The following is a 24,100-nucleotide window of genomic DNA, read 5'->3' on the forward strand; positions in this document are numbered from 1 at the left end:
TCCCCGTCCCTTGTGTTGTGACCGGTCCGCGTACGACGCAAACAGTCCGGGTATCACCGTTTCGGGGCAGGGGGTTGGCCATCTGCCGCACGTGTGCAGGGAGTTCGGGGATGTCGATGCACTGGTACGAAGGGCCCCTGGCCGCTTTCGACACGGAGACCACGGGAGTTGACGTCGAGGAGGACCGGATCGTCTCGGCCGCCCTCGTCGTCCAGGACACGGAGGGGGCGCGTCCGCGGGTGACGCGCTGGCTGGTCAACCCCGGCATACCGGTGCCGGAGGGGGCCACCGCGGTCCACGGCCTGACGGACGATCACCTCCAGCGGAACGGCCGGTGGCCGTCGCCGGTCATGGAGGAGCTGGCGCGTGCGCTGGCCGAGCAGTCGGCGGCGGGGCGGCCGCTGGTGGTGATGAACGCCCCGTTCGATCTGACGATCCTGGACCGGGAGCTGCGCCGGCACCGGGCGTCCACGCTGGGCGACTACACGGCGGGCAGCCCGCTGTGCGTGCTCGACCCGCGGGTCCTGGACAAGCACCTGGACCGCTACCGGAAGGGCCGCAGGACGCTGACGGACCTGTGCGCGCACTACGAGGTGGAGCTGGCGGGCGCGCACGACGCGGCGGCGGACGCGGCGGCGGCGATGGATGTCGTACGGGCGGTGGCGCGGCGCTTCTCGTCCCGTCTCGAGCGGCTCACGCCGCCGGAGCTGCACACGCTCCAGGCGGTGTGGCACGCGGCGCAGGCGCGGGGGCTCCAGGCCTGGTTCACCCGGCAGGGGACGCCGGAGACGGTGGACCCGGCGTGGCCGCTGCGCCCGGAGCTGCGTACGGCGGCGTGAACGGGGCGGGAATGCGGAAGGCCGGTCCGTCTTTCGACGGACCGGCCTCTCCCGGTGGGCGATACTGGGATCGAACCAGTGACCCCTTCGGTGTGAACGAAGTGCTCTCCCGCTGAGCTAATCGCCCGGGAACGGGTTGAACCATACAGGCCTTCGCGCCCTTCGTTCAAACCGGCCCGCCCGTCGCCCGACCACCACCCCTCATCGACGCTCTTCGAGCGACCTCCTTCATCTCGGCCGCGAGCCCCCGCCGTCCCCCGCGCATCATCAGGGCGTGATTGGCGCGGAAGACGGGCCGTCCGGGGACGGCGAGGACCCGCAGGAGCCGGGCGCGGACCTCGACCTCCTGCTCGTACAGGGCGTGGGTGCCGGTCCCTTCGGGGCTGAGGGTCCAGCGGGCCCACCCCTCCAGGTCCCCGCCGAGGCCGACCTCCAGGACACGGGCGGCCGGGTCGCGGCGCACGGCCCGGGCGGTGACGACGAGGTCGTACGGGAGGAGGGAGCGGAAGCGGGCGGTGCCGGTGGTGTCGTCGAGGGGGACGACCTCGCGGACCTGGGGCCACCAGCGGGGGTACTCCTCGCCCCGTTCCAGGACGGCGTAGACGTCGTCGGGCGCGGCGGCGAGCCGCCAGACACAGCGGAAGCGGTACCTGCACCAGTCCATGCCCCCAGTGTGGGCGTACTCAGGCGGGAATCTGAGTACCGGGACGCATTCCCGCCGACTGTGGCCGGAGCCACACTCCGGGTATGGACAACTCCCTGCCACCCGCGGACGAGCTGGTGCTCGTCGACCGCGAGCTGGCGCAACTCGACGCCCGCCGGTCCCAGTTGCTGGCCCGCCGCGGCTGGCTGATCCAGGTGCTGTACCCGCCGGTCGCTGCGGCGGCTCCGCTCCGCCCGCGTCCGCCGGTCGCGGACTCGACGCCCAGGAGCGCGCAGAACGTGCTCCTCACGCTCGGCGGCACGCTGCTGACGATCGCGGCCGTCGCGTTCACCCTGGTGAGCTGGGGCTCGATGGGGATCGGCGCCCGCGCGACGGTCCTGGCCGTGGTGACCGGTGCGGCGCTCGCGACGCCGGTGGCGCTGCTGCGCAAGGGCCTGGTGTCGACGGCCGAGTCGGTGGCGGCGCTGGGTCTCGTCCTGATGGTGCTCGACGCGTACGCGCTGCATCGGGTGGCGCTGCCGGAGAGCGACGGCCTGGGATACACGGCCGTGGCCTCGGCGGTCCTCGCGGGCGCGTGGACGGCCTACGGCTCGGTGCTGTCCCGGCTGCGGATCCCGCTGCCGGTGGCCGTGGTCGCGGCGCAGCTGCCGCTGCCGCTGGGCGTGCTCGCGGCCGGCGGCGGTTCGACGGCCTTCGCGTGGGCGGCGCTCCTGACGGCGGCGGCGGACGCGGCGGTCGTGCTGTGGACCCGGCCGGCGGCGGTCCGGATCACGGCCGCCACGGCCGCGACCGCGCTGGGCGGCTGGTCCCTGCTGACGGGCGGCTGGCTCTCCCTCGTCTCCCCGTGGACCGGTGCACCGCTCCTCCTCGCGGGCGCGGCGGTGACCCTGTACGCGGCCTGGCGCGTCCCCGCCTTCGCGGCGGCGGCCTCCGCGGTCGCGGGCCTGGCGGTCCTGACGGCCTGCGGCGGCCTCCTGCGCTCGGCGCTCCCGGACGACTGGGCGGTACCGGGCTACGTACTCTGCGCGCTGGCACTGGCGTCGGTGTGGCGTCCGGGCGGCGCGACGGCAGGCGGCGGAACCGGTACGGCGACTCCCAGCGGCGGCCGGACGCCCGGCACGGCGTCCCACCCGGCCGCAGCCGAGGCGGGGCCCGGACCGGCGACCCGCCCCGGTCTGCCGCGCGGGATCCGGCTCGGCCTGGCCGGAGCGGGGGCCGGAGTGGCGGCCCTCGGGGTCGCGTGGGCGCTGCCGCCGGCGGTGGCGGGGCTCCTCGGGCCGGTGGCCCGGACGACGGACGTCTGGTCGGGCGAGCACGCCGCGCGTGCCCTGGCCTCGTACCCGGCGACGGCGGTCCTGGTCCTGGCGGTGGCCGTCGCCGCCCTCGTGGCGCTCCCCCGGCTCTGGGCCCGGTGCGGGGCCCTCGCCCTGGCCTGGGCGCTCCTCACGGCCCTGCCGGTCTCCCTCGGCCTGCCGTACGCGGCGACGCTCGCCCTCCAGCTGCTCACGACCGCGGCGGCCCTGTGGCTCGCCGTCCGCCCGGGCCCGCTGACGCGCGGTCTGCGCGCGGCCGCGGCTCCGGCCCCGGGCGCCCCCGGACAGCCCGACGTCCGGCCCCCGTCCGAGACCGACGGCCCGGCCACCCGCCGGAGGCCGGAGGGCTCGGCCGCACCGGCGGCCGCGGACTCCCCCGCGCCGACGGCCTCCGGCCCCGCGACCCCCACCGTCTCCGGGCCCGGGGCCTCCTGGCCGGCGTGGGCACCCTCCCAGCCCCGGGCTCGGGCCGTGGTGGAGCCCGGGACCGCCCTGGGGTGGACCGCGTACGCGGGCGGTCTCGCGTCCGCCGCCGGCGCTGTCGCCCTGGCCCTGGACGTGCGGGGGGCCACGTTCACCGCGCTCGGCGTGGTTCTGGCGCTCCTCGCGGGGGTCGCGGCCCTCGGCACGGACGCCCGCCGGGTGGTCTCCGCCTGCGGGGCGGTGATCGCCGCGACCGGGCTCGTGTTCGCGGTGGCGGCCGCGGGCGGGTTCGAGGACCACTGGACGGCGCTCGTGCTCCTGCTCGTCCCGGCGGCGACCGCCGCCATCGGCTCCAGGGCCCCGCGTCCGGTGGCCCTGGCGGTCGAGGTCACCGGCGCGGCCGTGGCGCTCCTCGCCCTCGGGATCGCCGCGTCCCGGCCCGCGTTCCTCGCGCTCGCGCTGGCCCTCTGCGGGGTGATCGCGGCGGCGACGGCGGTACGGCCGGACCGGCGGCGGTTCGCCTCGTGGACGGCGGCGGTGCTGTTCCTGCTCGCCACGTGGGTGCGGCTCGCCGTCTGGGACGTGACGACCCCGGAGGCGTACACGCTCCCGGTGACGGTGCCCGCGCTGGTCGTCGGCTTCCTGCGGCGGCGCCGGGACCCGGAGGCCTCGTCGTGGACGGCGTACGGCCCCGGCCTCGCGGTGACGCTGCTGCCGAGCCTGGTGGCGGCCTGGACGGACCCGGAGTGGGCGCGCCCGCTGGCCCTGGGGGTGGCGGCGCTCGTGGTGACGCTGCTCGGCGCGCGGTTCCGGCTCCAGGCGCTCCTGGTGCTCGGCGGCGCGGTGCTCGCCCTCGACGGGCTGCACGAGCTGGCGCCGTACGTGGTGCAGGCGGTGGGTGCGCTGCCGCGCTGGCTGCCGCCGGCCCTGGCGGGGCTGCTGCTGCTCGCGGTGGGCGCCACGTACGAGCAGCGGCTGCGGGACGCGCGGAGGCTGCGGGAGCGGCTTGCGCGGATGCGGTGAGAGACGCCGAAGGCCCGGAGACGGTGTTCCGTCTCCGGGCCTTCGGGCCGGGTGGTGGGCGATACTGGGATCGAACCAGTGACCCCTTCGGTGTGAACGAAGTGCTCTCCCGCTGAGCTAATCGCCCCGGCGCACCGCAAACATTACCGCATGTCAGCGGTGGTTCCGAACCATCGGAAGGTCACTCGTCGATCTTCCACGGCATGACGAAGCCGAACTTCCAGAAGTAGACCGCGAGCAGCGCGGCGATGATCACCAGGCCGATGGTGGTGAGGATGATGTTCCGGCGGCGGACCTTGGGGTCGAGGGCGCGCTGGGCGGCCTCCGTGACCTTGCGCTTGGTCCAGCGGAGCACGAGCTGGGCCCAGACGAACTCGGTCGCCCAGATCGCCATGCCGCCGAAGATGACCAGCCAGCCGGGCCCCGGGAGCGGCAGCATCACCACTCCGGCGCCGACCACGGCGAGTCCCACGATGAAGACGCCGACCTGCCAGCTCAGATGCAGCCCTCGGCGGGACTTGATGAACTCCGGTGCGCGGGATCCCAGTTCGGCTTCCTTGCCGCCTGCGGACTCCCCGGCGCGCTCGTCACTCTCCGCATTCATGCCCCCAACCTACCGGACGGGGAGCCCCCACCGGAATGGCGGTATTACCGCAGGTCACACACGCCCATACGAGCTACCTGAACGATCACAAAACCGACAGAGGGGTTTACAACGGCACCGGAGGTGGCATGTCGATTTCGCCGACGTGCGAATCCCCGAGCGCACACTGAGCGAAAGGCCCTGGCGCTTATGAACACCACGGTCAGCTGCGAGCTGCACCTGCGCCTCGTTGTGTCGAGCGAGTCCTCACTGCCTGTACCCGCGGGCCTGCGGTATGACACGGCCGATCCCTATGCCGTGCACGCCACCTTCCACACCGGAGCCGAGGAGACGGTCGAGTGGGTCTTCGCCCGCGACCTTCTCGCCGAGGGGCTGCACCGGCCCACCGGCACGGGCGACGTCCGCGTCTGGCCGTCGCGTAGTCACGGTCAGGGAGTCGTCTGCATCGCGTTGAGCTCCCCCGAGGGAGAAGCCCTGCTCGAGGCCCCGGCGAGGGCCCTGGAGTCGTTCCTGAAGAGGACCGACGCCGCTGTGCCACCGGGCACCGAGCACCGGCACTTCGATCTCGATACGGAGCTCTCCCACATCCTGGCCGACAGCTGAGCCAGGCCGAGAGCCGCACGGCGCCGTCCGACTCGGGGCGACGGCGCCGCGTGGTCAGTCACATAGGCACGAGATCCGGCGCTCCCACCGCGCAGCCGGCGCGGTGGTGGGCGCCGGTGTCGTTTTCCGGGGCGCGCTAAAGTCAGCGCCATTCCGCGGGCGCCCGCCCGCGGCCGGCCAGGGAGCGAATCGTGCTGATCCCCCACGACACCCGGATCGCCCTCGACACCGTCGTCGATCTGATGAACACCGCGCCCCAGGGCGAGCGCGCCGACGAGCTCGCGGACCTCCCGGAGCTCCACGACTTCCTGCGCGCGCACAAGGTCAGCGGCGTGGGCGACCTGGGCCCCGACGACCTGGGCGCCGTGCGCGAGGTGCGCGAGAAGTTCGCGGCGGTCTTCTCCGCCCCCGAGGCCCGGATCGCCGCCCCCCTGATCAACCAGCTGGTGGCGGGTGCGGGCACCACCCCGCAGCTCACCGACCACGACGGCTACGACTGGCACGTGCACTACTTCGCGCCGGGCGCCTCGGTGGCGGACCACCTCGCGGCCGACTGCGGCATGGCCCTCGCGTTCATCGTCGTGGCAGGCGAGCAGGAGCGGCTGCGGCGCTGTGAGGCGCCGGACTGCGGCCGGGCCTTCGTGGACCTCTCGCGCAACCGCTCACGCCGCTACTGCGACAGCCGTACCTGCGGCAACCGTCTGCACGTGGCCGCGTACCGGGCACGCCGCAAGGAGGCGGCGGGCTGACCGTCCCCGTCCCGGGAGGTTCAGAGCACGAAGAGATCGTGCACGGCGGCCACGAGCAACAGACAGCCGATCACCCCGAGGAAGATCATCAGTGGCGGCTGGGAGAGCGCGTACAGGCAGCCACGCGGCTCTTCGGCGGGGGTGTCGGTGGTGGCGGGCACGGGCTCCCGCGAGGTATCCAGCATCTCGGGGGGATGATGGCGCACCGCACACCCGTCGAATCCCGCAACACGCCCCACCGCGGGGCCCGTTCACCCCTTCCCGTGGATCACGGGACGGGGACGGACACCGGAATCGCCAGAAGTGATCAGATTCCGTGCTTCTTCAGAATCGCCTCGATGTCGCTGAAGTCCTCTCCGGCGGACTGGCCGGCCTGCGGCTTCGCCGTCACGGCGCGCGAGGGCGCCGACGCGGCCGGGGCCACGGCTCTCGGCTCGGCTCCCCCGGCGGTCTCCTGACGGCCGGCCCGACGGCGCTCCACGGCCCGGGTGGACAGGAAGAGCAGCCAGGCGACACCGAGGACGCCGAAGCCGGCCCAGGCCACCGGGCTGAAGGCCGTGTCGGCGATCCACTCGACCGCACCCGTCATCACCAGACCGAGCGGCACCAGGGCGTAGGCCGCGATCCGGGCGGCGGACAGGAAACGCTTCCGGTACGCCGAAATCGCGGCGATGCCCAGGCCCGCCGCGGACACCGCGGAACAGATGGTCTCGGCGAGCATGCGATCCTCCAGGAGCCGGGCGATACGTCCCTTCCATCCTGCACCGCCGAGGGTGTCCGGGGCCATGTCCCGGGGCCGGTCTCAGGGAGATCTCCGGGTCGTCCCGGCCGGGATCTCCTCCCTGCGGGGTGGGAGACTGCTGCAATGAACGACTCCACCACCGCACCCGCCTCCCCCGTCGTCCTGGAGGCGTGGTTCGACCTCCAGTGCCCCGACTGCTTCCAGGCCCTCGACGACGTCCGCGCGCTCCGCGAGAAGTACGGCGAGCGGCTCGACGTACAGCTGCGCCACTTCCCGCTGGCGAAGCACAAGCACGCGTACGCCGCCGCCCAGGCCGCCGAGGAGGCCTTCGAGCAGGGCAAGGGCTGGCCGTACACGGAGGCGCTGCTCGCGCGGACCGCCGAGCTCGGCGAGCGGGGCGAGCCGGTCCTCCTGGAGGTGGCCACCGAACTGGGCCTGGACGCCGAGGAGTTCGACACCGCCCTGATCGACGGCCGGCACCTGCTGACCGTGGACGCCGACGAGGCCGAGGGCAAGGCGATCAAGGTCACCGGCACCCCGACCTACGTCATCGGCGGCGAGCGCCTGGACGGCGGCCAGAGCCAGGAGGGCCTGCGCGAGCGCATCGAGCAGCTCGCCGACCGCCTCCTGGAGGCCTGATCGCCCGCGGCCGGCCGCCTGATCCGAAAGGCAGGACCTAGAGCAGGGTCTTCGCGCTGTTGACGTACGTCGTGCGGTAGCCCAGCGACTCGTAGAGCCGGATCGCCGGGGTGTTGCCCGCGAAGACGTGCAGTCCGAGCCGGGTGTCCCCGGCCTCGTGCGCGACGCGCTCGGCGAGCAGCATGAGCGCCCGGCCGTAGCCGCGTCCGCGCTGCTCGGCGTCGACCTCGATGTCGTAGACGAAGGCCGCCCAGCGCCCCGGTTCGAGCTCGATCCGGCCGGTCCACAGGAAGCCGGCGGGCCGCCCGTCACGGACGACCACGTGGATCGCGACGCCGGGGGTGGCGAGGCCGTCCGAGAGGTACTTGCGGTGGCTGTCCTCGGCCTTGGTGCGGGCCTGGTCCTCGGGGACGCCCCGGTCGATCCAGCTCTGCGCGAAGCCCTCCTTGGCCCGGGTCTCCCACGCCTCGTACTCGTCCCCGGTCATGGGCCGGACCTCGACGCCCTCGGGCAGCGCGGGCGGCTCGGCGGCCAGTTCCTTGACCATGTTCCGGCTGCGCTCGGTGTAGCCGAGCGAGCGGGCCATCCGCAGCGCCGGCCCGGCGTCCGCGGGCACCGATATCTGCGCCTCGCCGCAGCCCCAGCCCCGCAGCACCTCCTCGGAGGCGAGCGCGGCGACCGTGCCCCGGCCGCGCCCCTGATCCGGCTCGTCGACCCGGAGCTTCTCGATCCGGCCCGAGGCGGCACCGAAGCCGGGATCGGTCGAGAGGTGGACGGAACCGACACGGCGGCTGTTCACACACACGTCGTAGGTGCGGGAACGGCCGCCGTCGGGCGTCTGCTGAAGCGGCTCGGCCGGCCGCAGGGTGGTGGTCATCAGTGGTGTTCTACCCACCCCGGGGCCGTCCGTCATCCGGTTTTACGCGCCCGTGGCGCAGTCAGAGGCGCGGATCCCGGTCCTGGGCCGCGTGCTCGTCGAAGACCCGCATGGCCTTGGCGGTGACCGGCCCGGGCGCGGCGGTCAGTACGCGCGCGTCGACCCGGTGCACGGCCTGGACGTCGCGCAGGGTCGAGGTCAGGAAGATCTCGTCGGCGCTCTCGAGCACGTCCAGCGGCAGGTCGGTCTCCTCGGCGCCGGTCCACTCCACGGCGAGGGCCCGGGTGATGCCCGCGAGGCAGCCGGAGGAGACGGGCGGGGTGAGGATCCGGCCGTCGACCACGACGAAGACGTTGGAGCCGGTGCCCTCGCAGAGCTGCCCCACGGTGTTGGCGAAGAGCGCCTCGGACGCCCCCTGCTCGCGCGCCCTGGCGAGGGCGACGACGTTCTCGGCGTACGAGGTGGTCTTGAGTCCGGTGAGGGCGCCGCGCTCGTTGCGGGTCCAGGGGACGGTGATCACGGCGGTGGAGTCGGGGCGGCGGCCGGTCTCGCCGAGGGCGACGACCAGGCTCGCCCCGGCGTCGCCGCGCTCCGAGCCGAGCGGGGAGAGACCGCCGGTGTACGTGATGCGGAGCCGGCCGAGCTCCATCGGGTTCGACTCCAGGACGGCGGCGCAGGCGCGGCGGACCTCGTCGAGGTCCGGGTCGGGCAGGCCGAGGCCGCGGGCGGAGCGGGTGAGCCGCTCCAGGTGCAGCGTGAGAGCAAACGTTTCGCCACGCTCCGCCTTGACCGTCTCGAAAATGCCGTCGCCGACGGTCAGTCCGTGGTCCAGTACGGAGACCCGGGCGGTCTCCGCGTCGTGCAGCCCGCCGTTGACCCAGAGTTTCATCGAGAAGTGGCCTTTCCGCTCGCCTCACAGGCGCCTGACTCGTAGGCGCCCGACGCTATCGCGACGAGCCGGTCGGCCTTCAGCTCGGTCTCCTCCCATTCGCGCTCCGGGTCGGAGCCCCAGGTGATCCCGGCGCCCGTGCCGAAGCGGAGCACGCCCTCGGGGCGGTCGATCCAGAAGGTGCGTATGCCGACGGCCAGCTCGGCGGTGCCCGCGTCGGCGTCCACCCAGCCGATGCCTCCGCAGTACGGGCCCCGGGGCGCGGTCTCCAGGGCCTCGATGATCCGCAGCGCGCTGGACTTGGGCGCGCCGGTCACCGAGCCGGGCGGGAAGGTGGCGGCGAGCAGCTCGGGCCAGCCGGCGTCCTCGCGGAGCAGGCCGGTGACCGTGGAGACGAGGTGGACGAGGCCGGGGTGCTCCTCGACGGCGCAGAGCTCGGGGACGGCGACGCTGCCGGTCTCGCTGACGCGGCCCAGGTCGTTGCGGACCAGGTCGACGATCATCACGTTCTCCGCGTGGTCCTTGGGGAGGAGGTCGGCGACGGTACGGCCGGTGCCCTTGATGGGACCGGAGGAGATCAGGGCCCCTTCCCTGCGCAGATACAGCTCGGGGGAGGCGGTGGCGATCTCCACCCCGTGGGCGGGCAGCCGGATCGTTCCGGCGTAGGGAGCGGGGTTGCCCCGGGCCAGGAGAGCGGTGAGGGCGTCGACGTCGGCGGCGGCCGGGTCCGGCAGCGGCGCGGTCAGCACCCGGCAGAGGTTCGCCTGGTAGACCTCGCCGCGCGCGATGTGCTCGCGCACGCGCCGTACGCCCGCCGTGTACGCGGTGCGGTCGAGCGAGGACGTCCAGTCACCGGCGGCGGGACCGCGCCAGGCACCCGGGACGGGCGCGGGGACGGGGTCGGGCCGGACGTCCCCGAAGCGCGCGCAGGTGAGGCGCCCTTCGAAGTCCGCGCAGACGGCCCAGAAGCCTGCGGAGTCCAGTGCCTCGGGGTCGTGGGTGACGTCCCGGAGATCGGTCGCGACGAGGCCGCCGAAGCGGGCCAGAGGAGCAAGGTCGTGCACGCATCGAGTCTAGGTCCGGCGGGGCGGGGGCACGGGGTCGCGTGCGGAAGGGGCACGTGGGGCGCACGCGGCGGGGGCGGGTGGGGCGCGTGGGGCGGGGCTCCGCGCCACCTCGGGAACACGGCGAGTGAACGCCGCGCGAACCCTCCGGGAGGCCCGGCCGGGCGCCGTGAAGGGCTCGCAGGTCAGCACGCTGCGGAAACGCGTTTTTGTACTGGCCCAGGAATCCGCTAGAGTTCAACACGTCGCCGGGACGCGCAAGCGGAACGGAAACGACAAGCGGACGTGGCTCAGTTGGTAGAGCATCACCTTGCCAAGGTGAGGGTCGCGAGTTCGAATCTCGTCGTCCGCTCGATGTGGGGGATCTTCCCGAACCCCTGTATTCACTCCTGGTGGAGTGGCCGAGAGGCGAGGCAACGGCCTGCAAAGCCGTCTACACGGGTTCAAATCCCGTCTCCACCTCCAAGGACGATTAGCTCAGCGGGAGAGCGCTTCCCTGACACGGAAGAGGTCACTGGTTCAATCCCAGTATCGTCCACTGGATCTTCGGATCCTGGGTCTTCGGATCCCTCGCGCGATTAGCTCAGCGGGAGAGCGCTTCCCTGACACGGAAGAGGTCACTGGTTCAATCCCAGTATCGCGCACCACAGTTCACGCATCACAGTTCACGCACCCCTCGGGTGCGCCCGCGCGATTAGCTCAGCGGGAGAGCGCTTCCCTGACACGGAAGAGGTCACTGGTTCAATCCCAGTATCGCGCACGCAGTACATGCACCTCTCGGGTGTACCCGCGCGATTAGCTCAGCGGGAGAGCGCTTCCCTGACACGGAAGAGGTCACTGGTTCAATCCCAGTATCGCGCACCAGACGAAAGAAGCCCCCGGCCGCAGCTCGCGGCCGGGGGCTTCTTCGTGCCCCGGTCAGGAGGAGAAGAGCATCCGCCCGAAGCCGCCCTTGCGGTAGTGGCCGCCGTGGTGACCACCGTGGTGGCCGCCCTGGTGCGGGGCGCCCCAGGCGGGCGCGGCGGGGGCCGGCTGCGCCGGGTAGGCCTGCGGGGCGGGCGGGGCCTGCTGGACCCACTGGGACTCCAGGCGGGTCAGGGCCTCCAGCTCGCCGTAGTCCAGGAATATGCCCCGGCAACCGCTGCACTGCTCGATCTGGACACCGTTGCGGTTGTACGTGTGCATGGCCGCATGGCACTTGGGACACTGCATGCTCGGCTCAACTCCCTGACATTGCCGTTCGAATGGTGGCTTCACCTTACGTGGACGCCGAAAGTGCCTACCCGGTTCGATGTCCGGAGATGCGGGCACAGGTGTCGATCATCACTTCCTCGACCTCGTCGAGCGGCCGGCGCTCGGCCGTGGACTTGGCGAGGGCCAGGGCCGCGGTCTGGACCGTCAGGGCCCGCGCGGGCACGTCGAGTCGGCCCCACGGATCGCCGTCCACGGCGGGGCCGCCCGCCTGCTGGTACGCGCCGAGGAAACGGGACCAGACCTCCGGCGGCAGGAGGCCGGCCGCGAACCAGGCCGCGGGCCGGGCCAGATCCCAGGCGGGATCGCCGAGGCCGAGGTCGTCGATGTCGATCAGCCGCCAGGGAGCGTCGCGGCCTTCGGCGGCGGCCGTGGAGCGGGTGTCGCGGACCAGCTGGCCGAGGTGGAAGTCGCCGTGGCAGAGCAGCCGGTACGCCGTCCCGGGGCCGTCGGGGACCGTGCGCCAGGCGTCGAGGACGGTGACGGCCGCCGGATGGTCCGGAGCCGTGCGGCGCATCCGGTCCACGGCGAGGGCCACCTTCACGGGGGCCCGCATGTCCGGGAGCCGGTCGGAGAAGCCCGGCGGGGGCGGGGTGCGGTGCAGCAGGGCGAGGAGTCGCGCCGCCTCCTCCCACGGTGCGGCCTCGGGGTCCTCCGGGTCGACGGGCGGGCCGTACGGCCAGACGGTCACCGGGCGGCCGTCGAGCGATTCCGGGCCGGGCCGCGGCAGCGGGACGGGCGGCAGGAAGACGCCGCCGACATCCTGGTGCGCGGCCAGCGCGAGCCGTACGCCATGGGCCTCCGGGTCGGTGCCGGGCGCGTGCGCCTTGGCGACGAGCCCCCCGTGCCGTACGACACTCCCGTCGTCCCGGTCGGCGAGCACTCCGACGAGATCCCCCGCACAACGGCAGGGCGCGGCGGCCGGGTGAGCGGCGGTGTGCGCGACGGCGGCGAGGCGGTGGAGCGTCGGGGCCGTCGGAGGTGCGGTGGGGTGCGTCGTCGGGGGTATCGGGGGTGCGGAGTCCACTCCGGGAGCGTACGGGGTGGGTGCCGGCCTTGACCGCCGCCGTTCCGGGAACGCGCGAAGGCCGGTCAGCTCCCCAGCTGACCGGCCTCACGCTGCCGTCCGCCGCACCCCCGTCCCCACGGGGTTTCCGGCCGGATGTCCCGACCCGGGCCGCTCTCCCGGGTCCGAGGCGCCTTTCAGCGCCCCAGCATCACGCCCACGGACGACGCCTGTGTGACCACCGCTTCCCAGCCGCCGAAGACGACCACGAGCAGGGCCGCGAGAGGGAGGACCATGGCGGTGGCCACCAGGGGGTGACGGCGGCTCGAGGGCCGGGTGGTCGTCCGCAGTGCCGTGTAGGCCATGGTTCCTCTCCTGTCGTGTCTGGCGCGGCGGGTGCGTGACCTCGGGGGACGAGTGCTGCACCCGCCGCTTGACCTCAACACTAGGGAGCGGGAAGCGCCGGGACGTCATGCCCGCGTACCTACTTGCGGGCCTCCCGGAGGATGAGGCCCGCCCGTGCGGCGTACTCCCCTGGGTGGAGACGGGGCCCCGGAACCCGGGGACTTCCCTGAGGGGGCACCCGGAGAGGGGTGGACGAGTGACTTCGCTCACTTCCCCGGGCGCCGGGTCCGCCGCCTGGTCCGGTGGCGCTCGGGCACGCCCTGCCGGGCGCCCGGCCGTGTCCGTGTCCGCTCGTCAAGTGGGTTTCCCGGCAGGGTGGTTGGGGCGCGCTCCCGTGACCGCCTGTCCCCCGCCTTCCCCCTCAGCACTGACAATCGATCCCGGTGCGAGGGCGCGGCCTATGAGCGCGTACGGGCGCCACTACGTAAGCTGTGCCACGTCGAACGGACGAGGGGACGGACATGGCGATGATGCGGCTCCGGCGCGAGGATCCGCGGATCGTCGGGTCGTTCCGGCTCCACCGCAGGCTGGGGGCCGGCGGGATGGGCGTCGTGTACCTGGGGTCCGACCGGCGCGGCCAGCGGGTGGCGCTGAAGGTGATCCGGCCGGACCTGGCCGAGGACCAGGAATTCCGCTCGCGGTTCGCGCGCGAGGTGTCCGCGGCCCGGCGGATCCGCGGCGGCTGCACGGCCCGCCTCGTCGCGGCCGATCTGGAGGCCGACCGCCCCTGGTTCGCCACCCAGTACGTACCCGGCCCCTCGCTGCACGACCGGGTCGCCGAGGAGGGCGCGCTGCGCGCCGCCGACGTGGCCTCGATCGGGGCGGCGCTCTCGGAGGGCCTCGTCGCCGTCCACGAGGCCGGGGTCGTCCACCGCGACCTCAAGCCCTCGAACATCCTGCTCTCCCCCAAGGGCCCCCGCATCATCGACTTCGGCATCGCCTGGGCCACCGGGGCCAGCACCCTCACCCACGTGGGCACCGCCGTCGGCTCCCCCGGCTTCCTCGCCCCCGAGCAGGTGCGCGGTGCGGCCGTCACCCCGGCAACCGACGTGTTCTCGCTCGGTGCCACCCTCGCGTACGCGGCGATGTCCGACTCCCCCTTCGGGCACGGCAGTTCCGAGGTCATGCTCTACCGCGTCGTGCACGAGGAGCCGCAGCTGCACGGGGTGCCGGACGCCCTGGCCCCGCTGATCAGGGCCTGCCTCGCGAAGGACCCGGAGGACCGGCCCAGCACGCTGCAGCTGTCCATGCGGCTCAAGGAGATCGCGGCGCGCGAGGCGCAGGGGCTGCCGGTCGCCCGGCCGCCCGTCCAGCGGGAACGGGCCGAGGAGCGGAACACCGTCCGGCCCACCGAGCGGTACACCGAGCGGGACGTGCCCGGCCGTGGCCCCGAGCGGGGTGGCGAGCGCGGGCCTGAGCGTGGTCCTGAGCGTGGCGAGCGACCCGGGCGTGGGCCCGGTCCTTCGTCCCGGCCCTCGGCCGGGCCCCGGACCGGTGGCTCGCGCGGGCCACAGTCCCGTCCCGGGACCCGGCCCGGCGCCCGCTCCACGTCGACCGGCCGCCGCCCCGCCAATCCCCGGCTCCTGCGGCAGCGGCTCTTCGTCTTCGTGGTCGTGACGCTGGTGGTCGCGCTGGGCATCGCCGCCGCCCAGGCCCTTCAGGGGTAGGACCGCCGGAGCGTCAGGACTCCGGCGGCCCGTCGACCACGGGAGCGGTCAGGACTCCGAGCGGCCCGTCGGCCACGGGAGCGGTCAGGACTCCGGGCGGCCCGTCGCCACCGCGTAGAACGCGACGGCCGCCGCCGCGCCCACGTTCAGCGAGTCGACGCCGTGCGCCATCGGGATGCGGACCCACTCGTCGGCGGCACGCAGCGCCTGCGTGGACAGGCCGTCGCCCTCCGCTCCGAGCATCAGCGCCACCCGGTCCAGACGGTGCGGAGCGGCCTCGTCGATCGAGGTCGCCTTCTCCGCCGGGGTCAGGGCCAGAAGCTTGAAGCCCGCCTCCCGTACCGCCTCCAGGCCCCGGGGCCAGGAGTCCAGGCGGGCGTACGGGACCGAGAACACCGCGCCCATCGAGACCTTCACCGAGCGCCGGTACAGCGGGTCCGCGCAGTCCGGGGACAGCAGGACCGCGTCCATGCCCAGGGCGGCGGCGCTGCGGAAGATCGCGCCGATGTTGGTGTGGTCGTTCACCGACTCCATGATCACCACACGGCGGGCGCCGGCCAGGAGTTCGGCGGCCTCCGGGAGCGGCTTGCGCTGCATCGAGGCCAGCGCGCCACGGTGCACGTGGTAGCCGGTGACGCGCTCGGCGAGGTCCGGCTGGATCGCGTACACCGGCGCCGGGACCTCGTCGATGACGTCCCGCATGACGTCCACCCACTTGGCGGAGAGCAGCATCGACCGCATCTCGTACCCGGCCTGCCTGGCCCGGCGGATGACCTTCTCGCCCTCCGCGATGAACAGGCCCTCGGCCGGCTCGCGCCTGCGGCGGAGCTCGACGTCGGTCAGGCCGGTGTAGTCGCGCAGGCGCGGGTCGTCGGGGTCGTCGATCGTGATGAGTTCGGCCACGAGGTGATACTGCCTTGTCCGGGGTGTGGTGCCAATGTGTGCGGCGGGGTCGACCTGTTGTGCGGTCACCCCTGGTCCGTGGTGGTTACTTCGTCAGTTTGTCGGGGCCCTCGGTGACCACCTCGCCGATCACGATGACCGCCGGCGGACGGACCTCTTCCGCCTTGACCGTCTCCGCGACCGTCGCCAGCGTCGCGTCCACCCGGCGCTGGGTCGCCGTCGTGCCCTCCTGGACCAGGGCCAGGGGGGTGTCCGGGGACTTGCCGTGGGCGATCAGCGCCTCGGCGATCTTGCCGATCTTGTCGACGCCCATGAGGATCACCAGGGTGCCCGTGAGCTTCGCGAGCGACGCCCAGTCGACGAGCGACCGCGGGTCGTCCGGGGCCACATGGCCGCTGACCACCGTGAACTCGTGCGCCACCCCGCGGTGCGTCACCGGGATCCCGGCCGCGCCCGGCACCGAGATCGAGCTGGAGATGCCGGGGACCACCGTGCACGTGATGCCCTCGGCCAGCAGGGCCTGGGCCTCTTCCATGCCCCGGCCGAACACGAACGGATCGCCGCCCTTCAGGCGGACCACGGACTTGCCCTGCTTCGCGTGCTCGATGAGCGCGTTGTTGATGGCCTCCTGGGCCATGAAACGGCCGTACGGGATCTTCGCCGCGTCGATCACCTCGACGTTCGGCGGCAGCTCGTCCAGGAGGTCGCGGGGGCCGAGCCGGTCCGCGATCACCACGTCCGCCTCGGCGAGCAGCCGGCGGCCTCGTACGGTGATCAGGTCCGGGTCACCGGGGCCGCCACCGACCAGCGCGACGAAGGGCGTACGGGAGCGGTGCGCGGGCGCGGCGATCGAACCGTCGCGGAGTCCCTCGACGATCGCGTCCCGCACGGCGGCCGAGCGGCGGGGGTCGTGGCCCGTGAGCACGGCTACGGTCACTCCGGCGTCGCGGCCCGTGGCCGGGGTCCAGGCGGTGGCCGCCTCCGCGTCGTCGACCCGGACGCACCAGGTCCTCGTCCGCTCCGCCTCGGCCGAGGCTGCGGCGTTCGCGGTCGGGTCCGTCGTTGCCACCAGTGCGTACCAGGCGTCCGCCAGGTCGCCTTCCTCGTAGCGGCGCTTGATCCAGGTGATCTCGCCCGTTTCCGCCATCGCGTCCACCGACGGGGTCGCGGACGGGGAGATCAGGGTGACGTCGGCGCCCGCTGCGATCAGGGCCGGGAGTCGGCGCTGGGCCACCTGACCGCCGCCGAGGACGACGACGCGGCGGCCGGCGAGGCGCAGCCCCACCGGGTAGGCGGGGTGCTCGGTGTTCTCTGCCATGGGTGAGCGGCTCCTCGGAGAGCGTGCGGTGCGGGCGAGGGTGCCGCTGCTGCGGTGGAGCGGCTCTGCACGGTCACGATAGCGGTGACGTGGGGGTTGCTGGGTGTGACGGATGTCCCCCGGCCGGTGGGCAGGTGCGTGGGGGACGCTCCGGAACCGGGTTCGGGACTGCATGATTTACGGCGCCTTCGGGGCCATCCATGCTTCTGGGCCTTGCGCGCCACACATCACGCTTTGCGTCGCGAACCCGGTTCCTGCGCGTCCCCCGCTTCCGTGCGTGGGTGGGGGACGCGCCGTGGTCCTACTTCTCGGTGACTCCCGCCGAGTCGAACGTGGCCACCTCGTGCATCGCTCGGGCCGCGCTCTGGACCAGGGGCAGGGCCAGCAGCGCGCCCGTGCCCTCGCCGAGACGGAGGTCCAGGTCGACGAGCGGGCGCAGGCCCAGCTTGTTGAGGGCCGCCACGTGGCCCGGCTCGGCGCTGCGGTGGCCCGCGATGCACGCCGCGAGCGACTCGGGCGCGATGGCGCGGGCGACGAGGGCCGCCGCACCCGTGGAGACGCCGTCCAGGATGACCGGGGTACGGAGCGAGGCCGCGCCGAGGATCAGGCCCACGAGGGCCGCGTGCTCCAGGCCGCCGATCGCCGACAGGACACCGATCGGGTCCGCCGGGTCCGGCTTGTGCAGGTCGAGCGCGCGACGGACCACGTCCACCTTGCGGGCGTGCGTCTCGTCGTTGATGCCCGTTCCCCGGCCCGTGACCTCCGCGGCGTCCACACCGGTGTACACCGAGATCAGCGCGGCGGACGCGGTGGTGTTCGCGATGCCCATCTCGCCCGTGAGCAGTGCCTTGTTGCCGGCCGCCACGAGGTCGCGGGCCGTTTCGATGCCCACCTCGATCGCGGCCAGGACCTCTTCGCGGGTCATCGCGAGGCCCGTGGTGAAGTCGCCCGTGCCCGGACGGACCTTGCGGGGCAGGAGGCCGGGCGTGGCCGGGAGTTCGGAGGCCACGCCCACGTCGATGACGCAGACTTCGGCGCCGACCTGATTCGCGAAGGCGTTGCAGACCGCTCCCCCGCCGAGGAAGTTGGCCACCATCTGGCCGGTGACCTCCTGCGGCCAGGGCGTCACTCCCTGGGCGTGCACGCCGTGGTCGCCGGCGAAGATCGCCACGGCGGCCGGCTCCGGGATCGGCGGCGGGCAGACGCGGGAGAGACCCGAGAGCTGCGCGGAGATGATCTCCAGCATGCCCAGGGCGCCCGCCGGCTTGGTCATGCGCTTCTGCCGCTCCCACGCCTCGCCGAGCGCCTTGGCGTCCAGCGGGCGGATGTTCGCGACGGTCTCCTGGAGCAGGTCGTGCGGCTCCTCGCCGGGCAGCGCGCGGCGGCCGTACGTCTCCTCGTGGACGACCCAGGCCAGCGGGCGGCGCTTGGACCAGCCCGCCTGCATCAGCTCCGGCTCCTCGGGGAACTCGTCGACGTATCCCACGCAGAGGTACGCGACCACTTCGAGGTGCTCGGGAAGGCCCAGCGTACGGACCATCTCGCGCTCGTCGAAGAAGCTGACCCAGCCGACGCCGAGGCCCTCGGCACGGGCCGCGAGCCAGAGGTTCTCGACGGCGAGCGCCGAGGAGTACGGGGCCATCTGCGGCTGCGTGTAGCGGCCGAGCGTGTGGCGGCCGCCCCGGGTGGGGTCGGCGGTCACCACGATGTTCACCGGGGTGTCGAGGATGGCCTCGATCTTCAGTTCCTTGAACTGCTTCGCCCGGGCCTTCGGCAGCGACTTGGCGTAGGCCTCGCGCTGACGCTGGGCCAGCTCGTGCATCGTCTGCCGCGTCTCGGCGGAGCGGATGACGACGAAGTCCCAGGGCTGCGAGTGGCCCACGCTCGGCGCGGTGTGCGCCGCTTCGAGGACGCGCAGGAGCACCTCGTGCGGGATCGGGTCGCTGCGGAAGCCGTTGCGGATGTCGCGGCGCTCGCGCATCACGCGGAGCACGGCCTCCCGCTCGGCGTCGTCGTATCCGGGGGCCGGGGAGTCGGGGCGCTGTTCCGTCTGCTCGTCCGACGGGGCGTCGGGGGTGTCCGACTCGGCGTCGGCCGCAGCCGCAGCCTCGGATTCGGATGCCGATGCGGCCGGGGTCTCGGTCTCGGCTTCCGGCAGGGCCTCGGTCGCCGTTGCGACCTGCGCCTCGGGTACTTCTTCGGTGACGACCGGGACCTCCTCGGCCACGGCCTCCACCGGCGCCTCCGCCGGCTCTTCGGCCTGGGCCTCGGCGGGGGTGTCCGCCACCGCCTCCTCGGCCGGGGGCTGCTCGACGGTGGGCTCCGCCACGACTTCCGCGACCGGCGCCGCGACGGTCTCCACGACCTCGGGGGCGGCCTCGGGCTCGACCTCCACGGGCGCGGCCTGGGCCGGCTCCTCGGAGTCGGCCTGCTGCGCCGGCACGGGCTCCTCCACGGGCTGCGGAACCTCGGGGGCGGCCTCCGCCGGGGCCTCGACGGCCTGCGGCTCGGTGTCCTGCACCGGTACGGCCGCTTCGGCAGCGGGCTCGCCCTCGCGGGGCGCGGGCACGGTGGCCGGGGCCTCCACGGCCTCCACCACGGGCTCAGCGGGCTCGACGACCTCGGCCGGGACCTCCGCCACGGCCTCCACGGGCGCCTCGGCCTGCACCGCCGGCTCCTCCACCGGCGCGGCGGCCGGGGCCTGCTCCGCGATCGGCGTCGGCTCGGCGGCCTGCGGTGCTTCCGGCGCCGGGACCGGGGCCAGGTGCGGGGTCGTCGGGACGGTGCCCTCGACCTGGACGAACTGTCCGGTGGGCGGGACGACCGTTTCTGCGGGTGCCTGGGGCGCGACCGGCTCCTGCGACTGCGCGACCCACGGCTCGGCGCCCTGCGGGGCCGGCTGCTGGTCCTGCGCGATCTCGAAGTACTCGGGGCCGGTGGTCGGCGGGCCCGGGTTGCGCACCGGCATCGGCGCGGGGGCCGTGGCCACGATCGGCTCGGGGACGACCGGTGCGGGCTGCGGGGCCGGGGCCGGTGCGGCGGCCGGGCCGCGGTCGGCCAGGGAGAGCACGACGCCGCCGGTGGCGTCGGGCACCGGCGGGCCCATGTGCAGCGGGCGCCGGGCCTGCTGCGGGGCCGCGGCCGTGGCGGGCGGGGGCACGCGGACGCCGCCGAGGTCGACGGAGCCGGAGTCACGGCCGGCCGCCTCGTGGGCGCCGGTGTCGAGGATGCCGGGCTCGTAGCCGTGGTCGGTGTGGACCGGCTCGTGCGGGGCCACGGGGACGCCGTGCGCCGGGGTGCCGAGCGGGACGCCGTGCGCGGGGGTGCCGAGCGGGACGCCGTGCGGCGGGGTGCCGAGCTGCGCGCCCTGAGGGGCGGTCAGCACGTCGGCGAGCGCGACGGAATCGGGGAGCGGGCCCGTGAGCGGGTCCGGCAGGGGGTCGGTGAGCGGGTCGCCCATCGGGGCCGGCGCCTCCGGAACGGCCGCCTGCGGCACGCCCTGGTTCGGGACGACGGGTGCCGCCGGGGGCGGAACGGCGACCGGCGGCGCGGGCACGAAGCCCGGCGGGTGCTCGCTCCAGGCGCCCTGGGCGCCCGGCATCAGGAGCAGGTCGTCGTCCTCGGTGGTGTGCTCGGAGGGGTCCAGGAAGGTGTACGCGCCCGGAGCGGGGATGCCCGGCTGCTCGACCATGCCTGCGTTCTCCGGCAGCCCCTCGCCCGGGACCTGGCCGGTGTCCGTCATGCGTACCCCTCGCCCATCGCTTGTTCCTTCAGACCTGCGCCCGTCGACAACAACGAGCGCGCGCGCCGCGCGGCACGAAGCGCACGCGGACACCCACATATTGTCGCGGCCCTCGGCCATCGTGGCAGGGAGATTCGCCACGGTGCGCTGTGGACTGCGCCACGTCGCGCGGTCCCCCCTTTTCGCGTACCACATCGGTGGCGCAATGCGGCCACCAATTCGGGACATTGACGAACAGAGCGTCGAACGTTCCGGTGCGGTACAACAATCGGCCAGCCTACCCTGCCCCGACGGGGCGGCCGGGTCACGGGGCGCGGTCGATCCTGCGTCCGGACAGCAGGAACACGACCGAACGCTCGCGTTCCGACCAGTCGTCGGGGTCGAGTCCGACGGTCTGGAGGAGGAGGCTCTCCACGGCGTAGCCGCCGTCGGCGAGGGCCGCGCCGATCGCCTCGGCCTCGTCGCGGGTGGAGGCGTGGGCGACGATGCGCTCCGGACGCCGGTCGGTGCACGCGGTGACGACGGGGACGCCGCCGGCCGCGATCCGTACGACGTCGGGCTCGGGCAGGCTCTCCAGGATGTGCGGGGCGCGGCCCGCGACGGTCTGGAGGGGCACCCCGTGGCGGCGGGCGGCCCGTTCGGTGCGGGCGCAGGCGGCCGGGTCGGTGTCCACGGCGATGACGGCGGCGCCGAAGCGGGCGGCCTCGACGGAGAAGGCGCCGCCCGCGCAGCCGATGTCCCAGACGAGGTCGCCGGTGCGGGGCCCGAGGCGGGCCAGTTGGGCGGCTCGGAGGGCGGGGCCGGCGCCCGCGCCGGGGCGGACCCGGCCGGTTCCGGGGCCTTCGCCCTCGGAGTCGTACTCCTCCGTGGGAAGCCCCCAGCCGCGGACCGTGCGCGCGGCCGGGTCCTGGCCCATCAGCCAGGGGGCGGTGGGGGTGCCGCCGACCGCGCCGCCGATGACGAGGACGACGTTCGGGTCGCGCCAGTTGTGGTCGGCGGCCTTGTCGGAGGTGAGGACGGAGACCTGTTCGCGGTCGGTGCCGAGCTCCTCGCAGACGACGAAGGTGCGGTGGACGCCTTCGAGCAGGAGGGCGAGTTCGGCGGGTCCTGCGCCCGGCGAGGTGAGGACGGCGACCTTGGGGTGGGCGCGGCAGACGTTGACGGCGCGGCGCAGGGTGCGCTGGTGGGCTACGACGATCCGGGCGTCCTCCCAGGGCATGCCGGCCCGTGCGAAGGCGGCGGCGACGGAGGAGACGGCCGGGACGACCTCGACCTCCAGGCCGTGCTCGGGGGCGCGCAGGGTGCGGACGACGCCGAAGAAGCCGGGGTCGCCGTCGGCGAGGACGACGGCGGTGCCGCGGTGTCCCGCGATGCGGCGGGCGGCGAGGTCGACGCTGCCGAGGCGGATGCGTTCGGCGCCGGGCGGCACCTCGGGCAGCGCGAGGTGGTGGGCGGCGCCGGCCACGAGGGTGGCGGCGGAGAGCGCGGACCGGGCCGCCGCGGTGAGGGGCGAGCCGTCCCAGCCGATCACCGTGACGCGGTCGGCCATCGTCGTCTCCCTGTGGTGTTGTCGCAGGTCGGGGGGCCGTGCCGAGCGTACCCCGGGATCGTTCCGGGGGCTCAGCTCCAGTCGGTGTACGAGGAGTAGCCGGCCTCGGCCATCTGGTCGGCGACGCCGTCGAGGTCCTCGGGGAGGAGGCCCCAGACGATGAAGTCGGTGCGCAATTCGGTCCAGGCGCCGTCCTCGGTGCGGGTGCGCGCTATGCAGGCGTTGCGCAGGACGCCCTCGCTGATGCAGCCGATCTTCTGGGCGACCTGCTGGGAGGCGGTGTTGTCGGCGGCGGTGCGCAGTTCCAGGCGCTCGAACTTCTGGTCGCCGAAGAGCCACTGGGCGGTGGCGAGCGCGGCTTCCGAGGCGTAGCCCTCGCCGCGGGCCCAGGGGGCGACGATGTAGGAGATCTCGGTGGAGCGGACCCGCCAGTCGGTGTTGCTCAGCTGGATGACGCCGACGAGGCGCTGGGTGAGGAACTCGGTGACGGCGAGGTCGATGCCACGGCCTGCGGCGCGTTCGGTGGGGGCGTACTCGGTGATCCAGGTGCGGGCGGCGGCTTCGGTGTAGGGCTGGGGCACCGCGGTCCAGGCGCCGACGAGTTCGTCGTTCATCATCTCGGCGAGGGCGGGGGCGTCCGCCTCTTCGAGCGCGCGCAGCACCAACCGGTCCGTGTTGATGGAGATGTCCGGAAAGGTGGTAGTCATGCGCAGCTCCATGCCGTGGACCGTCCGAATCGACCGTGAACGCACAGCATGCAGCATGCGGCCGCCGGTGCGCATGGCCGGGTCGGGTGTGGGGAGGGAGCGACGAAGGCCCCGCGCACCGGACGGGATGCGGGGGGCCTTCTGCTCAAGGACTGTACGGGGGAACCGGTCTGACGGTCCCTCGGACCTGGATCCCGCTCCGCCGGCCTTACTTGACGGCGCCGAAGGCGGGGATGACCGAGCCCTTGTAGGTGTCCTCGATGTACTTCTTCACCTCGGGCGAGTTGAGGAGCTTCGCGAGCTTCTGCACGCGGGCGTCCTTCTCGTTGCCCTCCTTGACGGCGAGGAAGTTGGCGTACGGGTTGCCGTCCGCCTTCTCCAGGACGAGGGCGTCCTTCGACGGCTGGAGCTTGGCCTCGATGGCGTAGTTGCCGTTGATGACGGCGGCGTCCACGTCGTTCAGGGCGCGGGGCACGGTGGCGGCCTCCAGCTCCTTGAACTCCAGGCCCTTCTTGTCGGTGATGTCGGAGAGCTTGGCGTTGGTTCCCACGCCCGGCTTGATGGTGATCAGGCCGTTCTCGGCGAGCAGCTGGAGGGCGCGGCCGCCGTTGGTGGTGTCGTTCGGGACGGCGATGGTCTGGCCCGCCTTGATGTCCTTCACCGACTTGAGGTTCTTGGAGTAGAGGCCCAGCGGCTCCAGGTGGACGTCGACCACCGGGACGATGTGGGTGTCGTTCTTCTTGTTGAAGTCGTCGAGGTACGGCTTGTGCTGGAAGAAGTTGGCGTCGACCTGGCCGGTCTCGGTGGCGGTGTTCGGCAGGACGTAGTCCGTGAACTCCTTCACCTCCAGCTTCAGGCCGGCCTTCTCGGCCAGGTTGTCCTTGACGAAGTTGAGGATGTCGGCGTGCGGCGTCGGGGACGCGGCGACGACGAGCGGCTTGTCGGCGGCGCCGGCCGCGTCCTTGGCGGAGGACGGGTCCGAGGAGGTGCCGCAGGCGGTGAGGCCGAGGGCGACGGCGGCGGTGGCGACGATACCGGCGGTGAGCTTGATGTTCTTACGCACGAAGAGTGCCTCTTTCCGGTGGTGCGGTGGACGCCTGGACAACAAGTCCGGGCTGTTCTT

General features: G+C 73.6%; 22 protein-coding genes and 8 tRNA genes. 12 read left to right on the top strand and 18 right to left on the bottom strand.

Annotated elements, in window-relative coordinates; all coding sequences use genetic code 11:
- Positions 1 to 110 precede the first annotated feature (110 nt).
- Positions 111 to 839 carry a 3'-5' exonuclease gene (locus tag ACN9M0_RS06005; RefSeq protein WP_366042678.1) on the top strand — a complete coding sequence of 243 codons (729 nt, stop codon included), beginning with the start codon at positions 111 to 113 and terminating at the stop codon, positions 837 to 839.
- A gap of 55 nt (positions 840 to 894) precedes the next feature.
- On the opposite strand, the gene ACN9M0_RS06010 is transcribed toward ACN9M0_RS06005, so the two are convergent.
- Positions 895 to 966: transfer RNA gene (locus ACN9M0_RS06010), tRNA-Val, on the bottom strand.
- Between the two features lie 39 nt (positions 967 to 1,005).
- Positions 1,006 to 1,503: an SRPBCC family protein gene (locus ACN9M0_RS06015; RefSeq protein ID WP_366042747.1), complete on the bottom strand. Its 498-nt coding sequence runs from the start codon at positions 1,501 to 1,503 to the stop codon at positions 1,006 to 1,008.
- 83 nt (positions 1,504 to 1,586) lie between these two features.
- Here ACN9M0_RS06015 and ACN9M0_RS06020 point away from each other — a divergent pair, with 83 nt between their 5' ends.
- A complete protein-coding gene (locus tag ACN9M0_RS06020; protein WP_426403240.1) occupies positions 1,587 to 4,262 on the top strand; it encodes an SCO7613 C-terminal domain-containing membrane protein in 2,676 nt (891 codons plus the stop codon).
- 52 nt (positions 4,263 to 4,314) lie between these two features.
- Here the strand turns inward: ACN9M0_RS06020 and ACN9M0_RS06025 are convergent.
- Together ACN9M0_RS06025 and ACN9M0_RS06030 are read right to left on the bottom strand one after the other, a co-directional pair.
- Positions 4,315 to 4,389, bottom strand: a tRNA-Val gene (locus tag ACN9M0_RS06025).
- 54 nt (positions 4,390 to 4,443) lie between these two features.
- On the bottom strand, positions 4,444 to 4,866 hold the full coding sequence (locus ACN9M0_RS06030) for a TIGR02611 family protein (RefSeq protein WP_366042749.1): 423 nt from the start codon (positions 4,864 to 4,866) through the stop codon (positions 4,444 to 4,446).
- A gap of 189 nt (positions 4,867 to 5,055) precedes the next feature.
- On the opposite strand from ACN9M0_RS06030, the gene ACN9M0_RS06035 reads away from it, so the two are divergent.
- Positions 5,056 to 5,469 (top strand): SsgA family sporulation/cell division regulator, encoded by a 414-nt coding sequence (locus ACN9M0_RS06035; RefSeq protein WP_015032345.1) that lies wholly within the window; start codon positions 5,056 to 5,058, stop codon positions 5,467 to 5,469.
- A gap of 191 nt (positions 5,470 to 5,660) precedes the next feature.
- Positions 5,661 to 6,218 (top strand): CGNR zinc finger domain-containing protein, encoded by a 558-nt coding sequence (locus ACN9M0_RS06040; protein ID WP_366042750.1) that lies wholly within the window; start codon positions 5,661 to 5,663, stop codon positions 6,216 to 6,218.
- A 20-nt stretch (positions 6,219 to 6,238) separates the two neighbouring features.
- Here the strand turns inward: ACN9M0_RS06040 and ACN9M0_RS06045 are convergent, their stop codons facing one another.
- Together ACN9M0_RS06045 and ACN9M0_RS06050 are read right to left on the bottom strand one after the other, a co-directional pair.
- Positions 6,239 to 6,403 carry a hypothetical protein gene (locus ACN9M0_RS06045; RefSeq protein WP_366042751.1) on the bottom strand — a complete coding sequence of 55 codons (165 nt, stop codon included), beginning with the start codon at positions 6,401 to 6,403 and terminating at the stop codon, positions 6,239 to 6,241.
- 122 nt (positions 6,404 to 6,525) lie between these two features.
- The gene (locus tag ACN9M0_RS06050; RefSeq protein ID WP_426403241.1) at positions 6,526 to 6,939 is read right to left on the bottom strand and encodes a hypothetical protein; all 414 of its coding nucleotides are present in this window, start codon (positions 6,937 to 6,939) and stop codon (positions 6,526 to 6,528) included.
- A 144-nt stretch (positions 6,940 to 7,083) separates the two neighbouring features.
- Between ACN9M0_RS06050 and ACN9M0_RS06055 the strand changes: the two genes are divergently transcribed.
- On the top strand, positions 7,084 to 7,599 hold the full coding sequence (locus ACN9M0_RS06055) for a DsbA family protein (RefSeq protein WP_366042753.1): 516 nt from the start codon (positions 7,084 to 7,086) through the stop codon (positions 7,597 to 7,599).
- Between the two features lie 37 nt (positions 7,600 to 7,636).
- Here the strand turns inward: ACN9M0_RS06055 and ACN9M0_RS06060 are convergent, their stop codons facing one another.
- The 3 genes from ACN9M0_RS06060 to ACN9M0_RS06070 all read right to left on the bottom strand — a co-directional run bounded on the left by ACN9M0_RS06060 (position 7,637) and on the right by ACN9M0_RS06070 (position 10,429).
- Positions 7,637 to 8,476 (bottom strand): GNAT family N-acetyltransferase, encoded by an 840-nt coding sequence (locus ACN9M0_RS06060; RefSeq protein WP_426403242.1) that lies wholly within the window; start codon positions 8,474 to 8,476, stop codon positions 7,637 to 7,639.
- Between the two features lie 61 nt (positions 8,477 to 8,537).
- Positions 8,538 to 9,365, bottom strand: a complete 828-nt coding sequence (locus ACN9M0_RS06065; RefSeq protein WP_426403243.1) for an aminotransferase class IV — start codon at positions 9,363 to 9,365, stop codon at positions 8,538 to 8,540.
- Complete coding sequence (locus tag ACN9M0_RS06070; RefSeq protein ID WP_399697608.1) at positions 9,362 to 10,429, bottom strand: chorismate-binding protein; 1,068 nt, start codon at positions 10,427 to 10,429, stop codon at positions 9,362 to 9,364. Before ACN9M0_RS06070 ends, ACN9M0_RS06065 begins: the two co-directional genes overlap by 4 nt.
- 279 nt (positions 10,430 to 10,708) lie before the next feature.
- Here ACN9M0_RS06070 and ACN9M0_RS06075 point away from each other — a divergent pair.
- The 6 genes from ACN9M0_RS06075 to ACN9M0_RS06100 all read left to right on the top strand — a co-directional run bounded on the left by ACN9M0_RS06075 (position 10,709) and on the right by ACN9M0_RS06100 (position 11,293).
- Positions 10,709 to 10,781: transfer RNA gene (locus ACN9M0_RS06075), tRNA-Gly, on the top strand.
- 39 nt (positions 10,782 to 10,820) lie between these two features.
- A tRNA-Cys gene (locus ACN9M0_RS06080) sits at positions 10,821 to 10,894 on the top strand.
- Between the two features lies 1 nt (position 10,895).
- A tRNA-Val gene (locus tag ACN9M0_RS06085) sits at positions 10,896 to 10,967 on the top strand.
- Positions 10,968 to 11,001: 34 nt separating this feature from the next.
- Positions 11,002 to 11,076, top strand: a tRNA-Val gene (locus ACN9M0_RS06090).
- Positions 11,077 to 11,117: 41 nt separating this feature from the next.
- Positions 11,118 to 11,189 (top strand) — tRNA-Val (locus ACN9M0_RS06095).
- 29 nt (positions 11,190 to 11,218) lie between these two features.
- A tRNA-Val gene (locus ACN9M0_RS06100) sits at positions 11,219 to 11,293 on the top strand.
- A gap of 54 nt (positions 11,294 to 11,347) precedes the next feature.
- Here the strand turns inward: ACN9M0_RS06100 and ACN9M0_RS06105 are convergent.
- The 3 genes from ACN9M0_RS06105 to ACN9M0_RS06115 form a co-directional block, all read right to left on the bottom strand.
- Complete coding sequence (locus ACN9M0_RS06105; protein ID WP_366040729.1) at positions 11,348 to 11,641, bottom strand: zf-TFIIB domain-containing protein; 294 nt, start codon at positions 11,639 to 11,641, stop codon at positions 11,348 to 11,350.
- 67 nt (positions 11,642 to 11,708) lie between these two features.
- On the bottom strand, positions 11,709 to 12,707 hold the full coding sequence (locus ACN9M0_RS06110) for a phosphotransferase family protein (protein WP_426403244.1): 999 nt from the start codon (positions 12,705 to 12,707) through the stop codon (positions 11,709 to 11,711).
- A gap of 176 nt (positions 12,708 to 12,883) precedes the next feature.
- The gene (locus ACN9M0_RS06115; RefSeq protein WP_366040727.1) at positions 12,884 to 13,051 is read right to left on the bottom strand and encodes a hypothetical protein; all 168 of its coding nucleotides are present in this window, start codon (positions 13,049 to 13,051) and stop codon (positions 12,884 to 12,886) included.
- Between the two features lie 501 nt (positions 13,052 to 13,552).
- On the opposite strand from ACN9M0_RS06115, the gene ACN9M0_RS06120 reads away from it, so the two are divergent.
- Positions 13,553 to 14,758 (top strand): serine/threonine-protein kinase, encoded by a 1,206-nt coding sequence (locus ACN9M0_RS06120; RefSeq protein ID WP_366040726.1) that lies wholly within the window; start codon positions 13,553 to 13,555, stop codon positions 14,756 to 14,758.
- An 84-nt stretch (positions 14,759 to 14,842) separates the two neighbouring features.
- Here the strand turns inward: ACN9M0_RS06120 and ACN9M0_RS06125 are convergent, their stop codons facing one another.
- The 6 genes from ACN9M0_RS06125 to ACN9M0_RS06150 all read right to left on the bottom strand — a co-directional run bounded on the left by ACN9M0_RS06125 (position 14,843) and on the right by ACN9M0_RS06150 (position 24,040).
- Positions 14,843 to 15,661 (bottom strand): TrmH family RNA methyltransferase, encoded by an 819-nt coding sequence (locus ACN9M0_RS06125; RefSeq protein WP_366040725.1) that lies wholly within the window; start codon positions 15,659 to 15,661, stop codon positions 14,843 to 14,845.
- Between the two features lie 85 nt (positions 15,662 to 15,746).
- Positions 15,747 to 16,979, bottom strand: a complete 1,233-nt coding sequence (gene cobA, locus ACN9M0_RS06130; protein WP_426403245.1) for a uroporphyrinogen-III C-methyltransferase — start codon at positions 16,977 to 16,979, stop codon at positions 15,747 to 15,749.
- Positions 16,980 to 17,280: 301 nt separating this feature from the next.
- Positions 17,281 to 20,721, bottom strand: coding sequence for a nicotinate-nucleotide--dimethylbenzimidazole phosphoribosyltransferase (gene cobT / locus ACN9M0_RS06135; RefSeq protein ID WP_426403246.1), 3,441 nt, complete (start codon positions 20,719 to 20,721; stop codon positions 17,281 to 17,283).
- Positions 20,722 to 21,025: 304 nt separating this feature from the next.
- Positions 21,026 to 22,270: a precorrin-6y C5,15-methyltransferase (decarboxylating) subunit CbiE gene (cbiE, locus tag ACN9M0_RS06140; RefSeq protein WP_366040722.1), complete on the bottom strand. Its 1,245-nt coding sequence runs from the start codon at positions 22,268 to 22,270 to the stop codon at positions 21,026 to 21,028.
- A 71-nt stretch (positions 22,271 to 22,341) separates the two neighbouring features.
- Positions 22,342 to 22,977, bottom strand: a complete 636-nt coding sequence (locus tag ACN9M0_RS06145) for a GNAT family N-acetyltransferase (RefSeq protein ID WP_366040721.1) — start codon at positions 22,975 to 22,977, stop codon at positions 22,342 to 22,344.
- A gap of 208 nt (positions 22,978 to 23,185) precedes the next feature.
- Positions 23,186 to 24,040 carry a MetQ/NlpA family ABC transporter substrate-binding protein gene (locus tag ACN9M0_RS06150; RefSeq protein WP_426403247.1) on the bottom strand — a complete coding sequence of 285 codons (855 nt, stop codon included), beginning with the start codon at positions 24,038 to 24,040 and terminating at the stop codon, positions 23,186 to 23,188.
- Positions 24,041 to 24,100: the final 60 nt, after the last annotated feature.

The sequence above is a fragment of the Streptomyces sp. R-07 genome (genome assembly GCF_049913175.1).
In the GTDB taxonomy this organism is placed as follows: Bacteria; Actinomycetota; Actinomycetes; order Streptomycetales; family Streptomycetaceae; genus Streptomyces.